The 17725-nt window shown below is 58.9% G+C and carries 13 protein-coding genes and 1 pseudogene; 2 read left to right on the plus strand and 12 right to left on the minus strand.

The window, feature by feature from the left end:
- Window positions 1-104 precede the first annotated feature (104 nt).
- The 10 genes and pseudogenes from GO014_RS04960 to GO014_RS05005 all read right to left on the minus strand — a co-directional run.
- Window positions 105-1528 (minus strand): annotated as a pseudogene (locus GO014_RS04960) (dipeptide ABC transporter ATP-binding protein); the annotation flags it as partial.
- A gap of 52 nt (window positions 1529-1580) precedes the next feature.
- Window positions 1581-2531 carry a sugar kinase gene (locus tag GO014_RS04965; RefSeq protein WP_157289319.1) on the minus strand — a complete coding sequence of 317 codons (951 nt, stop codon included), beginning with the start codon at window positions 2529-2531 and terminating at the stop codon, window positions 1581-1583.
- 83 nt (window positions 2532-2614) lie between these two features.
- Entirely contained in the window at window positions 2615-4243 is a 1629-nt protein-coding gene (locus GO014_RS04970) for a GMC family oxidoreductase (RefSeq protein WP_343030774.1), read from the minus strand.
- Window positions 4225-4665 carry a MaoC family dehydratase gene (locus tag GO014_RS04975; protein WP_157289320.1) on the minus strand — a complete coding sequence of 147 codons (441 nt, stop codon included), beginning with the start codon at window positions 4663-4665 and terminating at the stop codon, window positions 4225-4227. Before GO014_RS04975 ends, GO014_RS04970 begins: the two co-directional genes overlap by 19 nt.
- Window positions 4666-4742: 77 nt before the next feature.
- Window positions 4743-5720: a substrate-binding domain-containing protein gene (locus tag GO014_RS04980; RefSeq protein ID WP_157289321.1), complete on the minus strand. Its 978-nt coding sequence runs from the start codon at window positions 5718-5720 to the stop codon at window positions 4743-4745.
- 40 nt (window positions 5721-5760) lie between these two features.
- Window positions 5761-6756 (minus strand): ABC transporter permease, encoded by a 996-nt coding sequence (locus GO014_RS04985; protein ID WP_157289322.1) that lies wholly within the window; start codon window positions 6754-6756, stop codon window positions 5761-5763.
- 3 nt (window positions 6757-6759) lie between these two features.
- The gene (locus GO014_RS04990; RefSeq protein ID WP_157289323.1) at window positions 6760-7647 is read right to left on the minus strand and encodes a Cof-type HAD-IIB family hydrolase; all 888 of its coding nucleotides are present in this window, start codon (window positions 7645-7647) and stop codon (window positions 6760-6762) included.
- Window position 7648: 1 nt separating this feature from the next.
- Entirely contained in the window at window positions 7649-9163 is a 1515-nt protein-coding gene (locus tag GO014_RS04995; RefSeq protein WP_246204373.1) for a sugar ABC transporter ATP-binding protein, read from the minus strand.
- Window positions 9164-9335: 172 nt separating this feature from the next.
- Window positions 9336-10457: a glycoside hydrolase family 88 protein gene (locus GO014_RS05000; RefSeq protein ID WP_157289325.1), complete on the minus strand. Its 1122-nt coding sequence runs from the start codon at window positions 10455-10457 to the stop codon at window positions 9336-9338.
- A gap of 142 nt (window positions 10458-10599) precedes the next feature.
- On the minus strand, window positions 10600-12198 hold the full coding sequence (locus GO014_RS05005; protein ID WP_157289326.1) for a GMC family oxidoreductase: 1599 nt from the start codon (window positions 12196-12198) through the stop codon (window positions 10600-10602).
- Between the two features lie 182 nt (window positions 12199-12380).
- On the opposite strand from GO014_RS05005, the gene GO014_RS05010 reads away from it, so the two are divergent.
- Both GO014_RS05010 and GO014_RS05015 read left to right on the plus strand, forming a co-directional pair.
- Complete coding sequence (locus GO014_RS05010; protein ID WP_210252408.1) at window positions 12381-13181, plus strand: enoyl-CoA hydratase-related protein; 801 nt, start codon at window positions 12381-12383, stop codon at window positions 13179-13181.
- A complete protein-coding gene (locus GO014_RS05015; RefSeq protein ID WP_157289327.1) occupies window positions 13178-14431 on the plus strand; it encodes a CaiB/BaiF CoA transferase family protein in 1254 nt (417 codons plus the stop codon). The genes GO014_RS05010 and GO014_RS05015 overlap by 4 nt, the downstream gene beginning before the upstream one ends.
- A 54-nt stretch (window positions 14432-14485) precedes the next feature.
- On the opposite strand, the gene GO014_RS05020 is transcribed toward GO014_RS05015, so the two are convergent.
- Window positions 14486-15988, minus strand: coding sequence for an aldehyde dehydrogenase family protein (locus GO014_RS05020; protein ID WP_157289328.1), 1503 nt, complete (start codon window positions 15986-15988; stop codon window positions 14486-14488).
- Between the two features lie 29 nt (window positions 15989-16017).
- Window positions 16018-17676 carry a GMC family oxidoreductase gene (locus GO014_RS05025; RefSeq protein ID WP_246204374.1) on the minus strand — a complete coding sequence of 553 codons (1659 nt, stop codon included), beginning with the start codon at window positions 17674-17676 and terminating at the stop codon, window positions 16018-16020.
- Window positions 17677-17725 lie beyond the last annotated feature (49 nt).

Genomic DNA, 17725 nt, shown 5'->3' on the forward strand with positions numbered 1-17725 from the left:
AACCTGCTCAACTAGGTCAGAGGCGTCCTGACAGATGGCTGCAGTGCAGCAGCCATTTGGCACGGAACGCCCTCAACCTCGCGCATTTCGACCGATCAGCGAGGCTACGCCACACTTCCCCATTCGGCGCCCCAACGCTGAACCGAACGACCCGGCGAAACCTCAAAATATTCCCGGGCGGGCGGCATATAGTCGGCCTTGCGGAGGGGTTCTTGATCTCGTCGTTGGAGACACCGCGGCGCAGACCGCGGCGGGTCGGATCGGGAACCGGCACAGCCGACAGATGCCGCTTGGTTTACGGGTGCTGAGGATTGGTGAAGATTGAATTGCGGGGGCCTATCTCGACGATTTCGCCCAGATACATAACCGCCACCCGATGGCTGCTCCTCTCCACTACTGCCATGTCATGCGAGATGAACATGTAGGAGAGGCCGTATTCTTCCTGCAGGTCCAGCATCAGGTTGATGACCTGAGCTTTCACCGACACATCGAGCGCCGACACGGATTCGTCCGCAACGATAACCTTCGGCCCCAAGGCGAGCGCACGCGCAATGCAGACGCGCTGCCGCTGGCCACCAGAAAACTGACGCGGCAGGCGGTTGGCCATGCTGGGGGAAAGTCCAGCCTGATCGAGCAAACGGGCAACCTTTTCCTGGGCCTCGGCGGCTGTGCCCAGCTTGTGCGTCAGGAACGGCTCGGCAATAAGCCTGCCCGACTGTCCTGCGCGGGCTGAGGCTGGCGAAAGGATCCTGGAAGTTCATCTGAATTTCGCGCCGGGCCGCGCGCAGCTCTTCTCCGTGAAGTTTGCCAATGTCTCGCCCGCCAATCAGCACTTCACCGGATGTCGGCTTGATCAGATGCATGAGCGGACGTCCGGTCGTTGACTTGCCACAACGGGATTCTCCGACAACGGCCAGCGCTTCTCCCGCCATCAGGTCGAACGATACATTCTGGACAGCATGGACGCGGCCGCTGACCTTGCCGAAAAGGCCCGATCTGATGTCAAAGCGGGTCGTCAGATTGCGCACCTGAAGCAGCGGCTTCTCGGTCGGCACAACCGTGTCCGACCGATCCACTTCGTTCAGCGGTTGACCGGTTGTGGTATCTATGGGCGTAAACTTGCGCGGTAGGCTCTGACCCGCCATGAACCCCAGGCGTGGCACTGCGTTGAGCAGCATGCGCGTATAGGGGTGGGTGCCCTCTCCCTTGAGCATCACCGCCGTGCGTTCGGCGATTTCGGCAACACACCCATGTCGTGGGTGATGAACATAACGGCCATGCCTTCTTCATCCTGGAGCTGCTTGATGAGCTCCAGGATCCGGGACTGAATGGTCACATCGAGGGCCGTCGTTGGGTCGTCGGCAATCAGGATGCGCGGACGACAAGCAAGTGCCATGGCAATCATGGCACGCTGACGCATGCCGCCGGAAAAGTTGTGCGGATAGTCCTTGAATCGCGATGCAGCCGCCGGGATGCGCACCTTTTCAAGCAAACGGACAGCCTCGGCCTCGGCCTCGCCTTGCGACACCAGCCGTCCGTCGCGGCGGTGACTTCTTGGAATCGTAGGCGTATGCCAACAACTACACCTCAGATGCGTGCTTGACCATGAAGCGCCAAGTGGGATCTGAGCGGACAAGAGACTGGGGCATGAGTGCACCGGTATGGCCGACGACCTTGCCAGCCACGTCGTGAGCCTGCTGAAGTGCTTCCGTCACTTTTGCTCCGGTGAGGAACGCGGCTAAATAGGCGCCGTTGAAACTGTCGCCAGCCCCAGTAGCATCGACAACCTTGGTGTGGGGCGAGGGAGCGAGCCTTGCTTGATGGTCGCAAGTCGTGGCGAAAGCGGTTCCGGCGCCGTTTTTCACGACCACGTGGCCGCAACCCGCATCGAGGTATCTCGCCGCAGTAACCTCAAGTGACGGATCACCGAAAAGAACCGTCTCGTCGCCCCATGTTGGGAATGCGAAGTCAGCGATCGCCGCTACCTGCATGATCGTATCGCGAGCGTCCTGTTCCGAATCCCATAACCCCATCCTTATATTGGGATCGAACGCGACTATCATCTTCCGGGAGGCCTTGGCGGACGCAATACAATCTATCAGGGTGCGCCTCGCCTGCGGCGCAAGGATCGCCAGGCTGATGCCAGAAAAATAGACTACGTCGGCACCGTTCAACGCGTTGATTAAATGTGGGGGGTCATCTGCCAAAAGGCGGGCTGCTGACTGGCCGCGCCAGTATGTGAAGCGCCGATCACCTTCAGCCTGGTGGATGAGGTAGAGGCCGGGTCGCCTGTCTGGCACCTCACGCACAAAGCGAGTGCCGATGTTGTTCTCGTTGAGAAATGCCCTTATGCGGTCCGAATAAACGTCAGTACCCAGACCGGTATAATACTCGACCTGCCACTGAGCGGGTAAACGCGCGCGGGCATACCAAGCCGTATTCAGCGTGTCTCCAGCAAAGCCAAGGCGATACCGATCATCGCCGGCCTCGGACATTTCGACCATGCACTCGCCGATGCTGACGAAAAGCATCCTGTCGCTCCAAATTATAAAAAGGCTGGCGATGCGGGCCCGAAGTAACCGAGCCGACATTGAGATCAATCCACTGGAGACAATCAGTGATTGCCGCGAATGAACCTAGCAGCGCGCTCCGCAATCATGATCGCGGTGGCGTTGGTATTGGCCGATACCAGACGAGGCATGATGGAGTTGTCAGCGATACGCAGACCATCGACGCCACGAACACGAAGTTCGGTATCGACCACGGAACGCTCATCACTGCCCATCCGACAGGTACCGGCGGGGTGGTAACCCGTCCTAGCCTGCGCACGTACGAAGTCTTCTAGTTCGGCGTCGGTGGAGGTCTTTGAACCCGGGAAATGCTCGCGGGATAAGAAACCGCTGAGAGCGCTCTGTTCCATGATCTTCCGACCAAGTTTCACAGCGTCGACGGTTTTCTGCAGGTCTTCTGGCGCGGAAAGGTAATTTGGGTCGATGATAGGTCCAGAATCCGCCTTGCCCGACACCTTCACGGTGCCGCGAGACTTCGGTCTCACGAGGTAGGCATTGAGAGTGCAGCCATTTCCGGTCGGCACCTCGGGGATGCCAGCTTCGACGCCAGCACCGGCAAGAAAGTGGAACTGGACGTCCGGATAAGGATCATCACGATCCACCCACCAGAACGCACCGCCTTCGACGACGTTCGAGGTCACCGGACCACTTCGGAACGCTGCAAACTGCAGGCCGGCCCAAGCCATCCAATGCGGCTTTTTGAACTTGTCGTAGCTGTTAGGCCCGTTGAGCTCGTGAATCAGGAATACATCGAGATGGTCCTGGAGATTGGCGCCGGCCTCGGGCGCGTCGTAGAGGACTTCTACGCCGGCGTCCTTCAGCCACCCCGCGGGGCCGATGCCGGACTTCTGGAGAAGATGTGGGGTACCGATCGCACCTGACGTGATGATCGTCTCGCGCGTTGCCTTGATGCGTGACAGCGTTCCGCCCTGACGAACCTCTACACCAATCGCACGTCGCCCCTCGAAGAGCACGCGCGTGACGTGGGCGTCGGTAAAAACCTTGAGATTAGCTCTGTTTTCGACAGGGTGCAGGTAGGCGTTGGCGGTGCTCGAGCGCTTACCCGCTCGGTTGGTAACCTGATAGAGCCCACAGCCTGCTGGGTCGCCCGAGTTGAAGTCGCTGTTGTACGGCATCCCAGCTTGCTGGCACGCCTTGATCCAGGCTCTGGTCAAGGGATGGGTATAGGCCTGATCAGATACTTGAAGCGGCCCGTCGGTACCATGCATCGGCTCGGACAGGCGATCGTTGTTCTCGGCATCCTTGAAGACGGGAAGGACGTCGGAAAAGCCCCAACCGTGACAACCATAAACATCGCGCCAATCATCATAGTCGCGGGGGATGCCGCGCATATAAACCTGTGCGTTCACCGAGCTGCCACCCCCTAAGACGCGTGGTTGGGTAAAGGGGGTGACCATACCGCCCTGGTGCTCTTGAGGCGCAGTCTGAAAACCCCACGTAAACGCGGGACCCGTGGTCTTGTAGTAGGTGACGGGCAGGTGGAGATAGATGCTGCTGTCTCGCGAGCCCGCCTCGATCAGAACGACCTTCACGGTGGGATCTTCACTCAAGCGTGTTGCAAGCACGCAGCCGGCAGAGCCTCCGCCAACGATGACGAAGTCAGCCTCGGTCGACGTGTGGTTCAGTGCTGCGCTCAATCTCTTTTCACCCACTTCAACAGTCCGACAGCTACCGCAACGGTGATGTCGTTCTGGTTTTTAGCCTCGATGTTTGCGGTCGTGCGACGACGTTCGGTGTCCACGTCCGTGATGGTGTATGTCAGGGTGACAGTGTCACCGAAGAAGACCGGCGCTGTGAACCGGATCTTGTCGTAGCCGAGCGCGACTGGCGTCTCGCCTTTTGAGTGGCTGTCTTTGGCCTGCGCCACCATCATGGTGGACAGCGTGGACATGAATCCCACCAGAAGAGCGCCATGAGCGATACGCTGTCCAAAAGCGGACTTGTTCATTAGCGCTTCGTTCACGTGCACCGGGGCGAGGTCGCCGGTAATCCCGGCAAATAGGTAAACGTCGGTCTCGCTGACCGTCTTACTGAAGGTGACCGCGTCACCGACCGAGAGGTAGAAGTCGCTCATAATAGGCCTTGTTGACAATCGGCAGGGTGCAGGCCGCAAGCCCTGAAGAAGGACTCTCAGCCTGCGGGTTTGCGTGATCAGAAGCCCTTGCCCAGCCACTCGTCTACATTCGAGGCAGCAATGGTATTAGACTCGAGGATGATTTCCGGATTTCCGTCATATCCACCTTCGGCGCATACCTTGTAGGCGTATTGAATGCCTTCAGGCGCAACATAGGGGAAAGTGAAGGTCGCGAAGAGCCTGCCGTCCTTGATAGCCTGGATAGCGTTGTTCTGGCCATCCAAACCAGTCACCATGATTTCATCCTGGCGCCCGGCAGCTTCGATCGCTGCAATAGCACCAAGCGCCATCTCGTCATTGTGAGCGTACACCCCCTGGATTTCGCCAGGTCCGAAGCGTTGCAGCGTATCTTCCATGAACTTCGTCGCGTTCTCACGGAGGAAGTCTGCGTTCTGGGTCGCGATGATTTTCATTTCCGGATAAGTGGTGATGACCTGCTCGAAGCCACGCTTGCGTTCGTCTGCAGCAGATGCGCCAGCGGTTCCCTCGATCTGAACGATGTTACCTTTCTCGCCGAGCTCGTCGGCGAAAAACTGACCGGCCAGCGCCGCAATCGGTTCGTTTTGCGCGGTGATGTATACCGTGACATCGGTGTTGACCTTGCGGTCGAGAGCGACCACCGGAATGCCGGCGTCCATTACGTCCTGCACGATCGGGGTCAACGCCTGAGCCGTGAGCGGGCTGATCATCAGGACGTCGATTCCCTGAGCCATAAGGCTTTCCACGTCAGCAACCTGCTTGCCCGAGTCGTTCTGGCCGTCGGTTACGATAAGTTCAACGTTCGGCAGGTTCTCCTCTGCCCACCGCTGATTGCCCTCGACCATAGCAACGCGCCAAGGATGGTTCATAGTTCCCTGTGAGAACCCGATCTTGCAGGACGCCGAAAGATCGACGCCATCAAGGATGCCCTGCTGGGCGGTTGCCGAGGTGGTAGCGATGGTGCTAGCCAGCAGCGCCACGCTTAGTCCCAGCAGCGACAGTTTCTTGGTATTCATAGTCTCCTCCATGTTTAAGACTTGAGCGTCAATCGCTCCGCTATCGCCGCCGACGGAAGACCTCCATCGACACGGCGATAATAATGATCGCCCCTTTCACCATCTGCTGAGTGAAGGGCGAAATCCCAATAAGATTCATGATGTTGGCAAGGATTGCCAAGATGGCGGCACCGATAACGGTGCCCAAGACCCCACCCTGGCCGCCGAAGAGGCTCGTGCCGCCAATTACAGCGATGGCAATGGCTTCCAGTTCGAGCCCAGTACCGGCTGTCGGCTCGCCAACTGTCAGGCGAGATACGAAAATCAGGGCCGTCAAAGCCGCGAGGAAGCCGGAAATAGAATAGACTCCGATTTTGGTGAGCTCAACGTTTATGCCTGACAGGTGAGCTGCTTCAGCGTTGCTGCCCACAGCGTAGACATTGCGTCCAAACGGCGTGAACCGGAGTATGAAGAGAGAGAAAACGGCGACCACGATAAATATCCACACGGCAACCGGCAGCCCGAAAGCAGAACCGCGACCGATCCAGGCAAAATCGGCGGCGGAATTGGCCACGTCTATCGGACGGCCGTCGGCAAGGGTGAGCGCGAGCCCGCGGAGTATCACCATCGTGCCGAGAGTCATGATGAAGGGCGGAATGCGAACCAGCGTGATCCCAATGCCGTTGATCAGGCCGAACAGAAGGCCGAGACCGAGACCTGCGAGGATCACCACCGGCACGCCGAGGCCGGCATTCAAAAGGGTGGCGGTTACGACTGAGACGACGGCGACGATGGAGCCGACTGAAAGGTCGATGCCGGCGGTCAGGATAACGAAGGTCAGACCGATACTGACGATGCCGTATAGTGCAACCTGGCGCAGCACATTGACCAGGTTGAACGGATTGAGAAAGGCCTCCGAGATTAAAGACGCAGTCAACGCGAGCAAAAGTAATACTAGGAAAAGCCCGGTGATGCCGGCGCGTTTGCGTACAAACTCGAAGATACCGTTACGAGTGGCGTGCGCTCGGGTCGCAGACGCGCCCAGTTCATTGGCCATCTTTTAACTCCAATTCTTGGGTGGCGTAGGGATGCGCCACAGCGAGGAAGCAAAATGTTCTATTGCCGAGGCGAGACCCACGACTGACCCAGCCGGAACGGCCCATTTCGCGGCAGCGCGGGCCGCCGGCGAAGAGTCCGGCATTGAGGCACTGTGTCCTGACCAGAGGAACATAGACACGTCGTTGTCGCTGTCGCCGGCGGTCGCGACCGCCGTTGAAGCGATGCCTTCTGATTCACAGAATGCCTCGAGGGCCTGCCCTTTCGAGACACCGGCGGCCATGATCTCGAGATAGTTTGCGTGCGAGTAGACGCCCTCGAGCGTTGGTGGAAGACCTAAGCGGAGCTCTTCAAGGTATTGGATCCTGTCGGGTTCAGAGATGACGAGCAACTTGAAGACAGGCTCGGCAATCTTGGAGAATTCCGTCGGAAACACCGGTTCTCCTGTGTGTTCCAGCTCGTTCTCAAACCAGGGGTTGGGAGAGCCGATATATACCCCAGCCTCGGTATACGCCCCCACGGCCAAGCTCAAGGATTTGGCCAGCTCCCAGACGCGCACGAGGTCTGATTTGTGCACCGTGTGAACAGTTGAAGATGCTCTGGTCCAAGCCCCACCTGCGCGTTGGAGGACGAGCGCGCCACCGAAGCAGATCGCATAATCGACTTCGCCGAGGTCTCTGAGGACGACTTTCAAAGCGGCAGGCCCGCGAGCCGTCGCAAGCATGACCATTATGCCGTTTGTCCTGACATGCTGAATGGCAGTCCGCACCTCGGGCAAGAGCCTGTAGTCCCGGGTGAGCAGCGTGCCGTCGACATCAGTGGCCAATAGGAAGGGGGGGGTACTTCCTCCGTCCTCTGGCCTACCACTGTCAAAGGGTTGAATGACGTCCATGTCAGGCTTCCACCATCTCGGAGCCGGTGGCTGCCATCATGATCCGCTCTTCGGTCATCGCTTCGCGACTGAGCTCCTGGACCACTTCACCGTTGCGCATGACATAAGTTCGGTCGCAGAGACCGATGATCTCAGGTAGCTCGGACGACACCATCACGATGCCGACGCACTCGCGATCAGCGAGGTCAGCCAGAACCTGATAGATCTCTCTCTTGGCCCCGATATCGACGCCGCGAGTTGGCTCATCGATCAGGAGCACGCGGCATTCGGCGTTGAGCAGCTTGGCGAGCACACACTTTTGCTGATTGCCGCCGCTGAGATTGCCGACGATCTCGTCCTTGTTTGGCGTCTTGATGCGAAGGCGCGACATGTACCGCTGCGCGAGCTCTTTCTCTTTAGGGCCGGCCAGTACCCCGCCAGTGGTCGCATTGGACAGCTTGGCAATGGAAATGTTGAATCCGACACTTTGATCGACAAATAGCCCCTGCTTGCGACGGTCCTCAGGAACCAGGCCCACACGACGGGACAGGCCCTTGCGCGGCGATGAAAACAGGCTTCGGAACCCAAGGCCGTTGAAGTGGCTGGCCCGAGCCTCGTCGGCGCCGGCAATGGCCCGCAACAACTCGCTTCGACCCGCACCAGCAAGGCCACAAACCCCAACAATCTCCCCTTCGCGGACGTAAATGCTCGCATCCTTGAGAACGCGGTTGGAGAGACCGGCCACCTCAAGCAGTGTCTCGCCAGCAGATGACTGCCGACTGGGATAGACGTCAGAAAGCTCGCGTCCGACCATCATGCGAACGAGCTCATTTCGGTCGAGCTCCTTGGTCGCTTTCACGCCTACGACCTTGCCGTCACGCATGACCTGGGTCCGGTTGCTGATCGCGAACACTTCCTCAAGGCGGTGCGAGATGTAGATGAAGGACATGCCTTCAGACGAGAGACGCCGAATGATAGCGAAGAGCTTTTCAAGTTCCGCGTCACCCAGCACCGCTGAAGGCTCGTCCAGAACGAGAATTTTGGCGTTCTGCGACAGGGCCTTGGCGATCTCCACGATCTGCCGATAGGCCACACTCAGGGTTTCAACCGTGGTGGTCGGGTCGATGTCGAAGCCCAGACGCTCGATAATGGCCCCTGCATCGGCCCGGGCTTTAGCCCAGTCGATCGTGCCAAGAGGCGTCCTGGGCATGCGACCAAGGTAGATGTTCTCAGCGACCGTAAGGTGCGGGGCGAGCAACAACTCCTGGTAGATGATCGCCACGCCCATGCGCATCATCAGCAATGGCGACGTGTAGTCGACCCTGGTGCCAAATAGGCTGATCTCGCCCTCGTCAGCCTTGTAGGCACCCGAGAGGATTTTCATCAGGGTGCTTTTGCCGGCACCATTCTCACCCACCAGCGCGAGGACCTCACCCCGATCGAGCGAAATGTTCACGCCATCCAAGGCGGTGACGCCAGGGAAGCGCTTCGTGATGTTGGTCATCGAAAGTGCGGAAGCCGATTGGGTCGCCATCATTGCATTCTTTCCGGTCGTACTCGCATTCAGTATTGGCAGCCTCGCAGCCAGTCCCGCAGCGCCGACGACGGCGCCAGGGAGGGGATAGCGCCGCCGCCGGCCTGCAGGCTGCGCCACCTTGCCATCTCGCTTTGGTCGAGAGGCTGGCAAGGCGGCGGAAGCCCGCCTTGGCCTACGTGGTCGAAAGACGCTGCTGCAGGCGCATCAGAGCCTTCAGGTAGTAGTAGTCGCCGTACATCGCGGACTCATCGATCCCGAGGCCGTGCGGCAGATCCGCCGTCGAATGCAGCAGCAAACCACCTTCGTCCTGGTCGTTGGCGCAGGTGTCGAAGAGCGCGTAGAGGAGCCGGGAAGCTGTATCCAGGTACGATCGGTTACCCGTCACATCGTAGAGCTTGATCAAGCCGAAACTGGCGATCGCGCCGGCGGATGCATCCTTGTACGGCAGGTCGTCGGGAGCCTGGAAATCCCACGGCGGCACACCGTCGCCTGGAAGCTGATCCAGGAAATACGCCGCGGCACATTCGCTGGCCTTCAGATATTCATCGTCCTTGAGCATGCCCGCCAGCATTGCGAACCCAGCAATGGCCCAAGCCTGGCCACGAGCCCAAGTCGTTTCCGGCGCATGGCCCTGATAGGTGTCACCGGCGATAGGCTCGCCGGTTCCCGGGGCGAAGCGGAACATGTGGTAGACCGAGCCATTGTCGCGCACGATGTGCCGGAGGGTTTTGCCAGCCTGCCCACGGACGACATCCAGAAGCTCGGGCTCAGCACCCTGATCGACCGCCCAGACGATCAATGGAAGGTTCATGAGGGTGTCGACTAGGACGTTCCCACTCCAGTCCTCTCCACCGAAGAAACCCCAACCCGGAATATAGCCGGCCTCGGGAATATACTGACCGGCCAAAGCCCGCGCTGCCTGGATAGCGGCGAGCCTGTACTGCTCATTGCCCTTCAGCTGCCAGCCCTTGATTGCGCTGGGCACAAACATGAAGCCAAGATCGTGATTGTTGCTGTCGTCGGCCCGCGGAAGAAGACGGTCGGTGAAGTGGATCGCACGCTCCAACGTGGCGGCGTCGCCGCTGCGTTCGTAGGCGAGCCAGAGAAGCCCAGCCCAAAAGCCGCCAGTCCACACACCGTCAGGCGTGAACTTCCACTGCTTCTTCTCAGTGATGTGCGGGAAATCCACCACCACTCCATCGATCTTCTGAACGCGACGCACAGCCTGGTCGATCGCTTCGGATACCCAAGCTCGGTCTGTTTCAGCCACGGGGTTCAAATTGGTTTTGGACAAGAGCCGACCTCGCAAGTTTCCAGAAAACGATTTCTTTAGGTGACACTGATATGACGAAGGCTTGTTGTCAATAGCCTTGTTCTGCGCTGAAAACAGGAATTTTATAGGCAAAGAGAAAGTAAGAAACCGATTTCTTGCAGGCTTATGGAGTCGCTACGAAATCCGCGCCACGTTCTGCAATCATGATCGTTGCGGCGTTTGTATTTCCGCTCACCACAGTCGGCATAATCGATGCATCAACAACGCGTAGCCCCTCAAGGCCACGTACCCGAAGTCGATCATCAACTACCGCCATTGAGTCATTCCCCATCTTGCAGGTGCCGGAGAGGTGGTAATTGGAATCCACGTGCTGACGGATCCAATCCTCGATCTCATCGTCAGAATTGATGTTGGGACCCGGCGCGTACTCGGAGGCACGGTAAGGATCGAACGCGGATTGCGCGAATATCTTGCGCCCAATCTTCACCCCCTCCCGCATCGTATGGAGGTCGATCTCGCGCTCGAAATAACGGGGGTCAATTTCCGGCGCTGCCATCGGATCCGAGGAGCGGATCATCACAGCACCCCGACTCTCCGGACGCTGCAAAGTGAAAACGACCATGTAGCCGTGCTCTGGCACGATCTTGCGGCCACTATCCTCGTACATCAGCATGGTCATGAAGTATTGCAGGTCGGGCGCAACTAGCCCCGGGCGCGACCGAACAAACGCCATCACTTCGAGACCGTTATTCGCGGCAGGACCGCCGCCGGTGATCAGATACTGGCCCAGCGCCCTCGCCTTGGCGAAGAGAGACACATTGGAATAGTAGCTAATCGGAACCGAGGACCGCTGCTTGACGCCGCCGATGCCAGGATGGTCCTGGAGATTTCGCCCCACGCCCGGAAGGTCGTGAACGACTGGGATCCCCAAGTCTTGAAGGTGCGCCGGATCACCGACCCCAGACAGTTGCAAGAGCTGTGGCGAATTCACAGCGCCGCCGCAGAGGATAACCTCGCGGGTCGCCCGAATCCGACGCGTTGTTCCGCGACTGACGTACTCGACCGCAACCGCCTTCTTCCCGTCGAAAATGACTTTAGTGGCATGTGACTTGGTGAGAACGCGCAGGTTGGGACGGGACAGTGCTGGCCACAGGAACGCGCGCGAGCTGCTCCAGCGCTTATTCTCGGCCATGGTGCTATCGGTCGGCCCCACGCCCTCCTGATCACCGCCGCCATTGAAATCCTGGTTGTCCTCGAGACCATACTGCCGGCAGGCGTCATAGAATGCCTTGGCGTACGGATGAACGACACCCCTGCGCGTCACCCGCAATGGGCCAGAATGCCCCCGAGCCGACCCACCATTCGCTTCAAACGATTCCGACTTCTTGAAGTACGGCAGGCAATCCTCGAACGACCACCCCCGGTTTCCAAGTTGAGCCCAGTGATCAAAATCAGACCGATCGCCTCGCACGTAAACCATGCCGTTGACCGAGCTCGAACCGCCAAGCACCTTGCCGCGGGGCGAATGAATTTTGCGACCGCCAAGATTGTGCTGAGGAGCCGTCGCATAGCCCCAGTCAACCTCGCCAGTTTCCATAAGCTGCAAGAAGCCCGCAGGCATGCTGATAAAGATACTGCGGTCATTGCCGCCGGCCTCCAGCAACGCAACTTTAGTGTTGGGATTTTCTGACAGACGCCCCGCCATTACGCAGCCGGCAGACCCAGCGCCCACGACGATGAAGTCAACTACGTCTTCAGTCATACCAATTCCTCCTGTTGACCCTCCCTTGCTAGCGGTTTGAGAAATCGATTTCTAGTGGCTCGCGATCATTTTTTCGCGCATTTCTCATACAACGTAAGCATAATGGCGCGCCGGGTTGTCCAATTGCCGTTTTGCTGGTAATCGTTTTCTCAAATTATCGCGTCACCATTCGAGGAGGAAAAGTGACACAGCCACAATTGGTGGAGACAGAGGTGCGTTCCGACGGAATCGCCATACTCACCCTGAGCAATCCCCCTCTAAATCTGAACACCCTGACGACCCTGGATCAACTGGTCGAAACTTGCGGTCGCCTGGCCGCTGACGACAAGGTTCGGGTTGTCATTATTACCGGTGCCGGCGATCGCGCGTTTTGTGCGGGGTCCGATATCAAGGAATTCGCTGACGTTCGCGACCAGGTAGTCGACAAGAAGCTATCGAAAGAAAACACCGCCTTCACCGCCATCGAGCAGCTCCCGATGCCAGTGATCGCCGCATTAAACGGTACAACTCTTGGCGGCGGAGCCGAGATAGCTCTCGCGTGCGATCTCCGGATCATCGACGAGAAAGCCAAGATCGGATTTCCCGAAGTTAAGCTGGGAGTCTTCCCGGGTAGCGGGGGCGTCTTCCGTCTCCCTCGCCTTGTTGGCCCATCCGTAGCCATGGAGTTGCTCTACACTGGCGATCTCGTCGACGCCAGCTACGCGTTGGGTGTGGGCCTCGTGAACCGGATTGCCCCGGCCGGCAACACCCTAGAGGCCGCGCTTGCACTTGCCAGCGCTATCGCAAAGGGCCCCGCCCTCGCCCTTTCTCTCATCAAGGCGGGTGTTCGCGACTCCCTGTTGCAGGACACCAGGGCCGCCACAGACCGGACTCTCGCCGACAGCCATGCTGTCTTCACAGGCCCCGACATCGAGGAGGGCATCGATGCCTTCTTCGCCAAACGCAAACCCGAATTCACCGCACCAAGGAGACCCCGCCAATGACCGCACCCCTTTCAGGAGTCCGTGTCTTGAGCCTGACGCACTATCTGCAGGGTCCTTCCTGCGTCCAATACCTTGCCGACCTTGGCGCCGACGTCATCAAGGTCGAGCGGATCGGCGGCGCCTATGAAAGGCATTGGTCTGGCGCAAAAGCCTATCTCGACGACCAGAGCGTTTTCTTCCTAATGGCCGGCCGCAATCAGCGGAGCGTGGAGATCGACCTGAGCACGCCCGAGGGAAGCGATGCCCTCTGGAAGCTAATCGAGTCAGCCGACGTTCTGGTCGAGAATTTCCGTGCCGGCACCCTCGATCGGCGAGGGTACTCCTACGAAGAGGTCAAGAAGCGCAACCCCCGGATCGTTTACTGCTCACTGACGGGCTACGGGTCGACGGGTCCCGCCAAGTCAAAGCCTGGTCAGGATCTCTTGATCCAGTCTCTGAGTGGCCTCGCCATGCTCACTGGGCGAGCTGAGGATCCGCCGATGCCCGTCGGCACTGCAATCGTGGATCAGCACGCTGCGACCCTAGGAGCCCTCGGCATTCTGGCAGCTCTCTTGCAGCGCAATGCCACTGGTGAAGGCGTCAAGGTGGATAGCAACTTGCTCTCTGCGGCCCTCAATCTGCAGCTTGAACCGCTGAATTATCACCTCAATGGTGCAAAGCTCTGGGATCGTAGCGCCTCGGGCGTCGGCTCCCGCTTTCACCAGGCGCCCTACGGCACGTATCAAACCTCCGACGGCTGGCTGACCATGTCGCTGTCGGATGGGGCAACACTGGCAAAAGCCTTCGAGGACGAAAAGTTCGCGTCCTGGACTCGCGACGATCAGTTCGATCACCGCGAGGAGGTCAATTCCCGCGTCGTCGAGCACATGAAAACCAAGACAACCGCCCAATGGCAGGAAATCTTTGAAGGCCATGGCGTCTGGTACGCCGCGGTGCGCGAATACGATGAGGTCTTGGCGGATCCTCAGGTCGCTGCAAACCAGTCTGTTATCGAATATGACGACCCCGAAGTCGGTCGCGTTCGCGTTCTTGCTCACCCGGTCCAGTATGACGGCAAGGTGCCGGGGCTGACACGTCGCCCCCCTGCCCCCGGCGAACACACCGGAGAAGTCCTTCGGGAACTCGGGTATTCTGACGGCGACCTTGAATCACTTCGCGCCAACAATTCCATCGGGCCGGATCGGAATTCGGTGCGCTTCGACCGGGCTTCGTCAGCGCCGGCGTCGTCCTACAGTCGCAAGAAGGCTTGAGACAATCAGGTCAAACAGAAAGGGCGCCGCGGTTATCCGCGGCGCCCTCTTCTTTTACGAAATCCAGTGGTTCCGCTTGCCGATGCCGACGTGAACCGACTTCACCTCTGTGTACTCCTCGACGCCCGTGAGGCCCGCCTCACGACCGACGCCAGACTGGCGGTAGCCGCCGAGCGGCTGCCCAGGACCGCCCGCGATGGTGGTGTTGATCCAGGTGCGCCCACCGTTGACGCGACGGATCATGCCCAGCGCCTTGTCGATGTTCTTCGTCCAGATGCTGGCGGCCAAACCATACGGGGAATCGTTGGCAATCTGCACCGCTTCATCCTCGGTGCGGAAAGTCAGCGCACTCAGAACCGGGCCGAAAATTTCCTCTTGAGCCACACGCATATTGTTTTTGATGCCAACAAGAAGCGCAGGACGAAGGAAGCGGCCGCCCTCGGTGATGTTCAGACGCTCGCCGCCGAAAGCGATTTGACCACCTTCTTCCTGAGCGAGGGTGAGGTAGCTCTCGATCTTGTCGCGGTGCTGGGTCGAGACGACTGCACCCATTTGGCTCGCTTCGTCAAAGCTGTCGCCAATGCGAACGCGCTTCAGCTTCTCTGCCAATAGGGCAACGAACTCATCATGGACCTTTTCTTCGACGACCAGTCGGCTACCGCTGACGCAGCACTGTCCAGCATTGAAGCAAAGCCCAAACGCCACGCCATCGGCTGCATCTTCCAGGTCGGAGTCAGCAAAAACGATCTGGGGGTTTTTGCCACCGAGTTCCAAGCTGGTCTTTTTGAAGTTCGTCGTGCTCGCACGGACGATAGCTTCGCCGGTACGGGTGGAGCCGGTGAAGCTGATGACGTCAATATCGCGGTGCTCGGCCAAGGCCTGTCCAACTACAGGGCCGGTACCGGTAACCACATTGTAGACGCCGTCAGGAAGGCCGGCTTCCCGGAGAATATCGGCGAGAGCCAGCGTTGTGTAGGACGTCATCTCCGACGGCTTCACGACGACCGAATTTCCCGACGCCAGGATGTACGGAATGCGCTCTGAGAGGACGATGAAAGGGAAATTCCAGGGGTTGATGAGACCCACGACCCCGACTGGCTCGCGGATCACCAGACCGAATAGATCATCGCCATAGGTATTGAAGGTTTGGCCGTGAAGCGTCTGGGCGAGACCGGCGCAATATTCGTAGTGACCCGCGCCGTCGTTGATTTCGGCGCGAGCCTGCGAGATTGGCTTGCCTGCTTCAAGCGTTTCCCAATAGGCGAGCTCTTCGGCCCGTTCGCGAATGAGGTATGCGGCTTTCACCAGAATGCGGGCACGATCTGCGCCCGGCATGCGGGACCACGAACCTCGCTCGAATACGCCACGGGCCGCTGCGACGGCATCGTTGACATCGTCAACGGTGCCAAGCGCCACTTCTGAGACGTCGACGCCGTAGCCTGGGCTCGACCGCGGGAGATACTCCATGTTGGCGCGTTCAGTGTATTGGCCATTGATGAAAAGACCGAGCCTTTTGGGTTGCTGCGGCGGGCCGGAAAGCCTCGAGAATTCGTTCATGGTGAACTCCAATCGATTGTCGGTTTGGGTTAGTGGTGTGTGGCGCGAAGCAGGTCGGCGCCCTTTTCTCCGATCATGATCGTCGGAGCGTTCGTGTTCCCGCTGGGCAAGACAGGCATCACCGAGCTGTCGATGACGCGCAGCCCCTCGACACCCCGGACCCTGAGCCTCGAGTCGACGACGGCGGCATCGTCCGACCCCATTTTACAGGTGCCGACCGGGTGATAGTCGCAGCAAGCATATTGGCGGACGTAGTCCATGATCTCCGCATCGGTCTGCGCCGCACTGCCTGGCAGCCGCTCATGTTCGAGTACGGCCCCCATGGCTGGTTGAGCGAGGATCGAGCGGATCTTTCTGACCGAAGCGATGGCCATCTCACGATCGTAGGGATCAGCAAGGTAGTTCGGATCGATGAGCGGATCGTCGCCCGCTATCCCTGACCGAAGACGCACAGACCCCCGGCTCTTCGGCCGCAGGAAGGTGGAATTGACTGTGAAGCCGTGCCCCTCAATCTGGGTCTGGCCGCCACGCACGACGGTCGCGGGCGCAACGTGAATTTGCAGGTTTGGGCGCGTCTCGCCTGGAGTGGTCGCGAAGCACGCCCCCTCAACAATTACGGCGGCGGCCGGACCGCTTCGGAAAAGCATCCATTGGATGCCGTGAGGAATTGATCGCGGAAACTTGTCCTGTCCGTCGTAACCAAGCCGATCTCGTGTCTGCAGGTGAACGTTCGTGCAGACATGATCCTGCAAGTTCTTTCCGACGCCTGGGAGGTCGTGCACCGGATTAATGCCAAGCGATTTCAGCTCGGTCGCCGAACCTATTCCTGACAGCATCAAAAGTTTGGGGGAGTTGATCGCACCAGCGGAGACTACAACCTCTCGCCCTGCCTTAACAAAACTCCTCTTGCCACCAGATAGGTATTCCACCCCAGCGGCGCGCTTTCCTTCGAATACGATCCTAGACACCTGGGCGCCGGTGACGACCCTCAGATTGGGGCGACCCTTTGCGGGCCTTAGAAACGAGACGGCCGAAGACCGGCGGCGCCCGCTACGACATGTCACCTGATAGAAGCCGGTGCCGTATTGGGTCTCGCCATTGAAGTCTGAGTTGAAGGGAAGACCCTCTTCCTGAGCTGCCTTCACGAAAGCCCGGGAAATAGCGTGAGGTGACAGCTGATCCGAAACCCACAGCGGCCCGCCTGTGCCGTGGTAATGATTGACCAGCCTGTCGTTGTCTTCCGATCGAACGAAATAGGGTAGGACGTCCTCGTAGGACCACCCCTCGTTGCCCATCGCGGCCCAGCCGTCATAGTCTTCCTTCTGACAGCGGATATAGACCATGGCGTTGATTGAGCTGGACCCGCCCAAGGTTCGACCCTGCGGATACCAGACCTCTCGATTGTCGAGGTGCTTTTGCGGTACAGTGTGAAAGCGCCAATTAACGCCCTTCCCGAAGAGCTTCCCGAGCCCGCCGGGGATGTGGATCATGGGATGCCAATCTCTTGAGCCCGCCTCAAGCAGAAGAACACGGGTTCTGCCATCCTCGCTCAACCTGTTTGCGAGCACGCAACCCGCCGAACCGCCACCGACGACTATGAAGTCCCACTGGATATCCAATCCGACCCTCCCAGCTTGCGAAATCGTTTTCTTCGCAACTTCAGGAAGAAAACCCCGCAATTCAGTCAAAACAATGTTCGTGATAGAGCTTTTAAGAAATCGTTCTCTCAGATATGCT

The sequence above is a fragment of the Devosia marina genome (genome assembly GCF_009758415.1).
Lineage (GTDB): Bacteria > Pseudomonadota > Alphaproteobacteria > Rhizobiales > Devosiaceae > Devosia > Devosia marina.

Excerpts from the sequence above, each read along its gene's own strand:
- GO014_RS04975 (WP_157289320.1), bottom strand. The coding sequence starts at position 4,665 with ATGAGCGACTTCTACCTCTCGGTCGGTGACGCGGTCACCTTCAGTAAG.
- GO014_RS05015 (WP_157289327.1), top strand. The coding sequence starts at position 13,178 with ATGACCGCACCCCTTTCAGGAGTCCGTGTCTTGAGCCTGACGCACTAT.
- GO014_RS05020 (WP_157289328.1), bottom strand. The coding sequence starts at position 15,988 with ATGAACGAATTCTCGAGGCTTTCCGGCCCGCCGCAGCAACCCAAAAGG.
- GO014_RS05005 (WP_157289326.1), bottom strand. The coding sequence starts at position 12,198 with ATGACTGAAGACGTAGTTGACTTCATCGTCGTGGGCGCTGGGTCTGCC.
- GO014_RS04995 (WP_246204373.1), bottom strand. The coding sequence starts at position 9,163 with ATGATGGCGACCCAATCGGCTTCCGCACTTTCGATGACCAACATCACG.
- GO014_RS04965 (WP_157289319.1), bottom strand. The coding sequence starts at position 2,531 with ATGCTTTTCGTCAGCATCGGCGAGTGCATGGTCGAAATGTCCGAGGCC.
- GO014_RS04990 (WP_157289323.1), bottom strand. The coding sequence starts at position 7,647 with ATGGACGTCATTCAACCCTTTGACAGTGGTAGGCCAGAGGACGGAGGA.
- GO014_RS04980 (WP_157289321.1), bottom strand. The coding sequence starts at position 5,720 with ATGAATACCAAGAAACTGTCGCTGCTGGGACTAAGCGTGGCGCTGCTG.
- GO014_RS04985 (WP_157289322.1), bottom strand. The coding sequence starts at position 6,756 with ATGGCCAATGAACTGGGCGCGTCTGCGACCCGAGCGCACGCCACTCGT.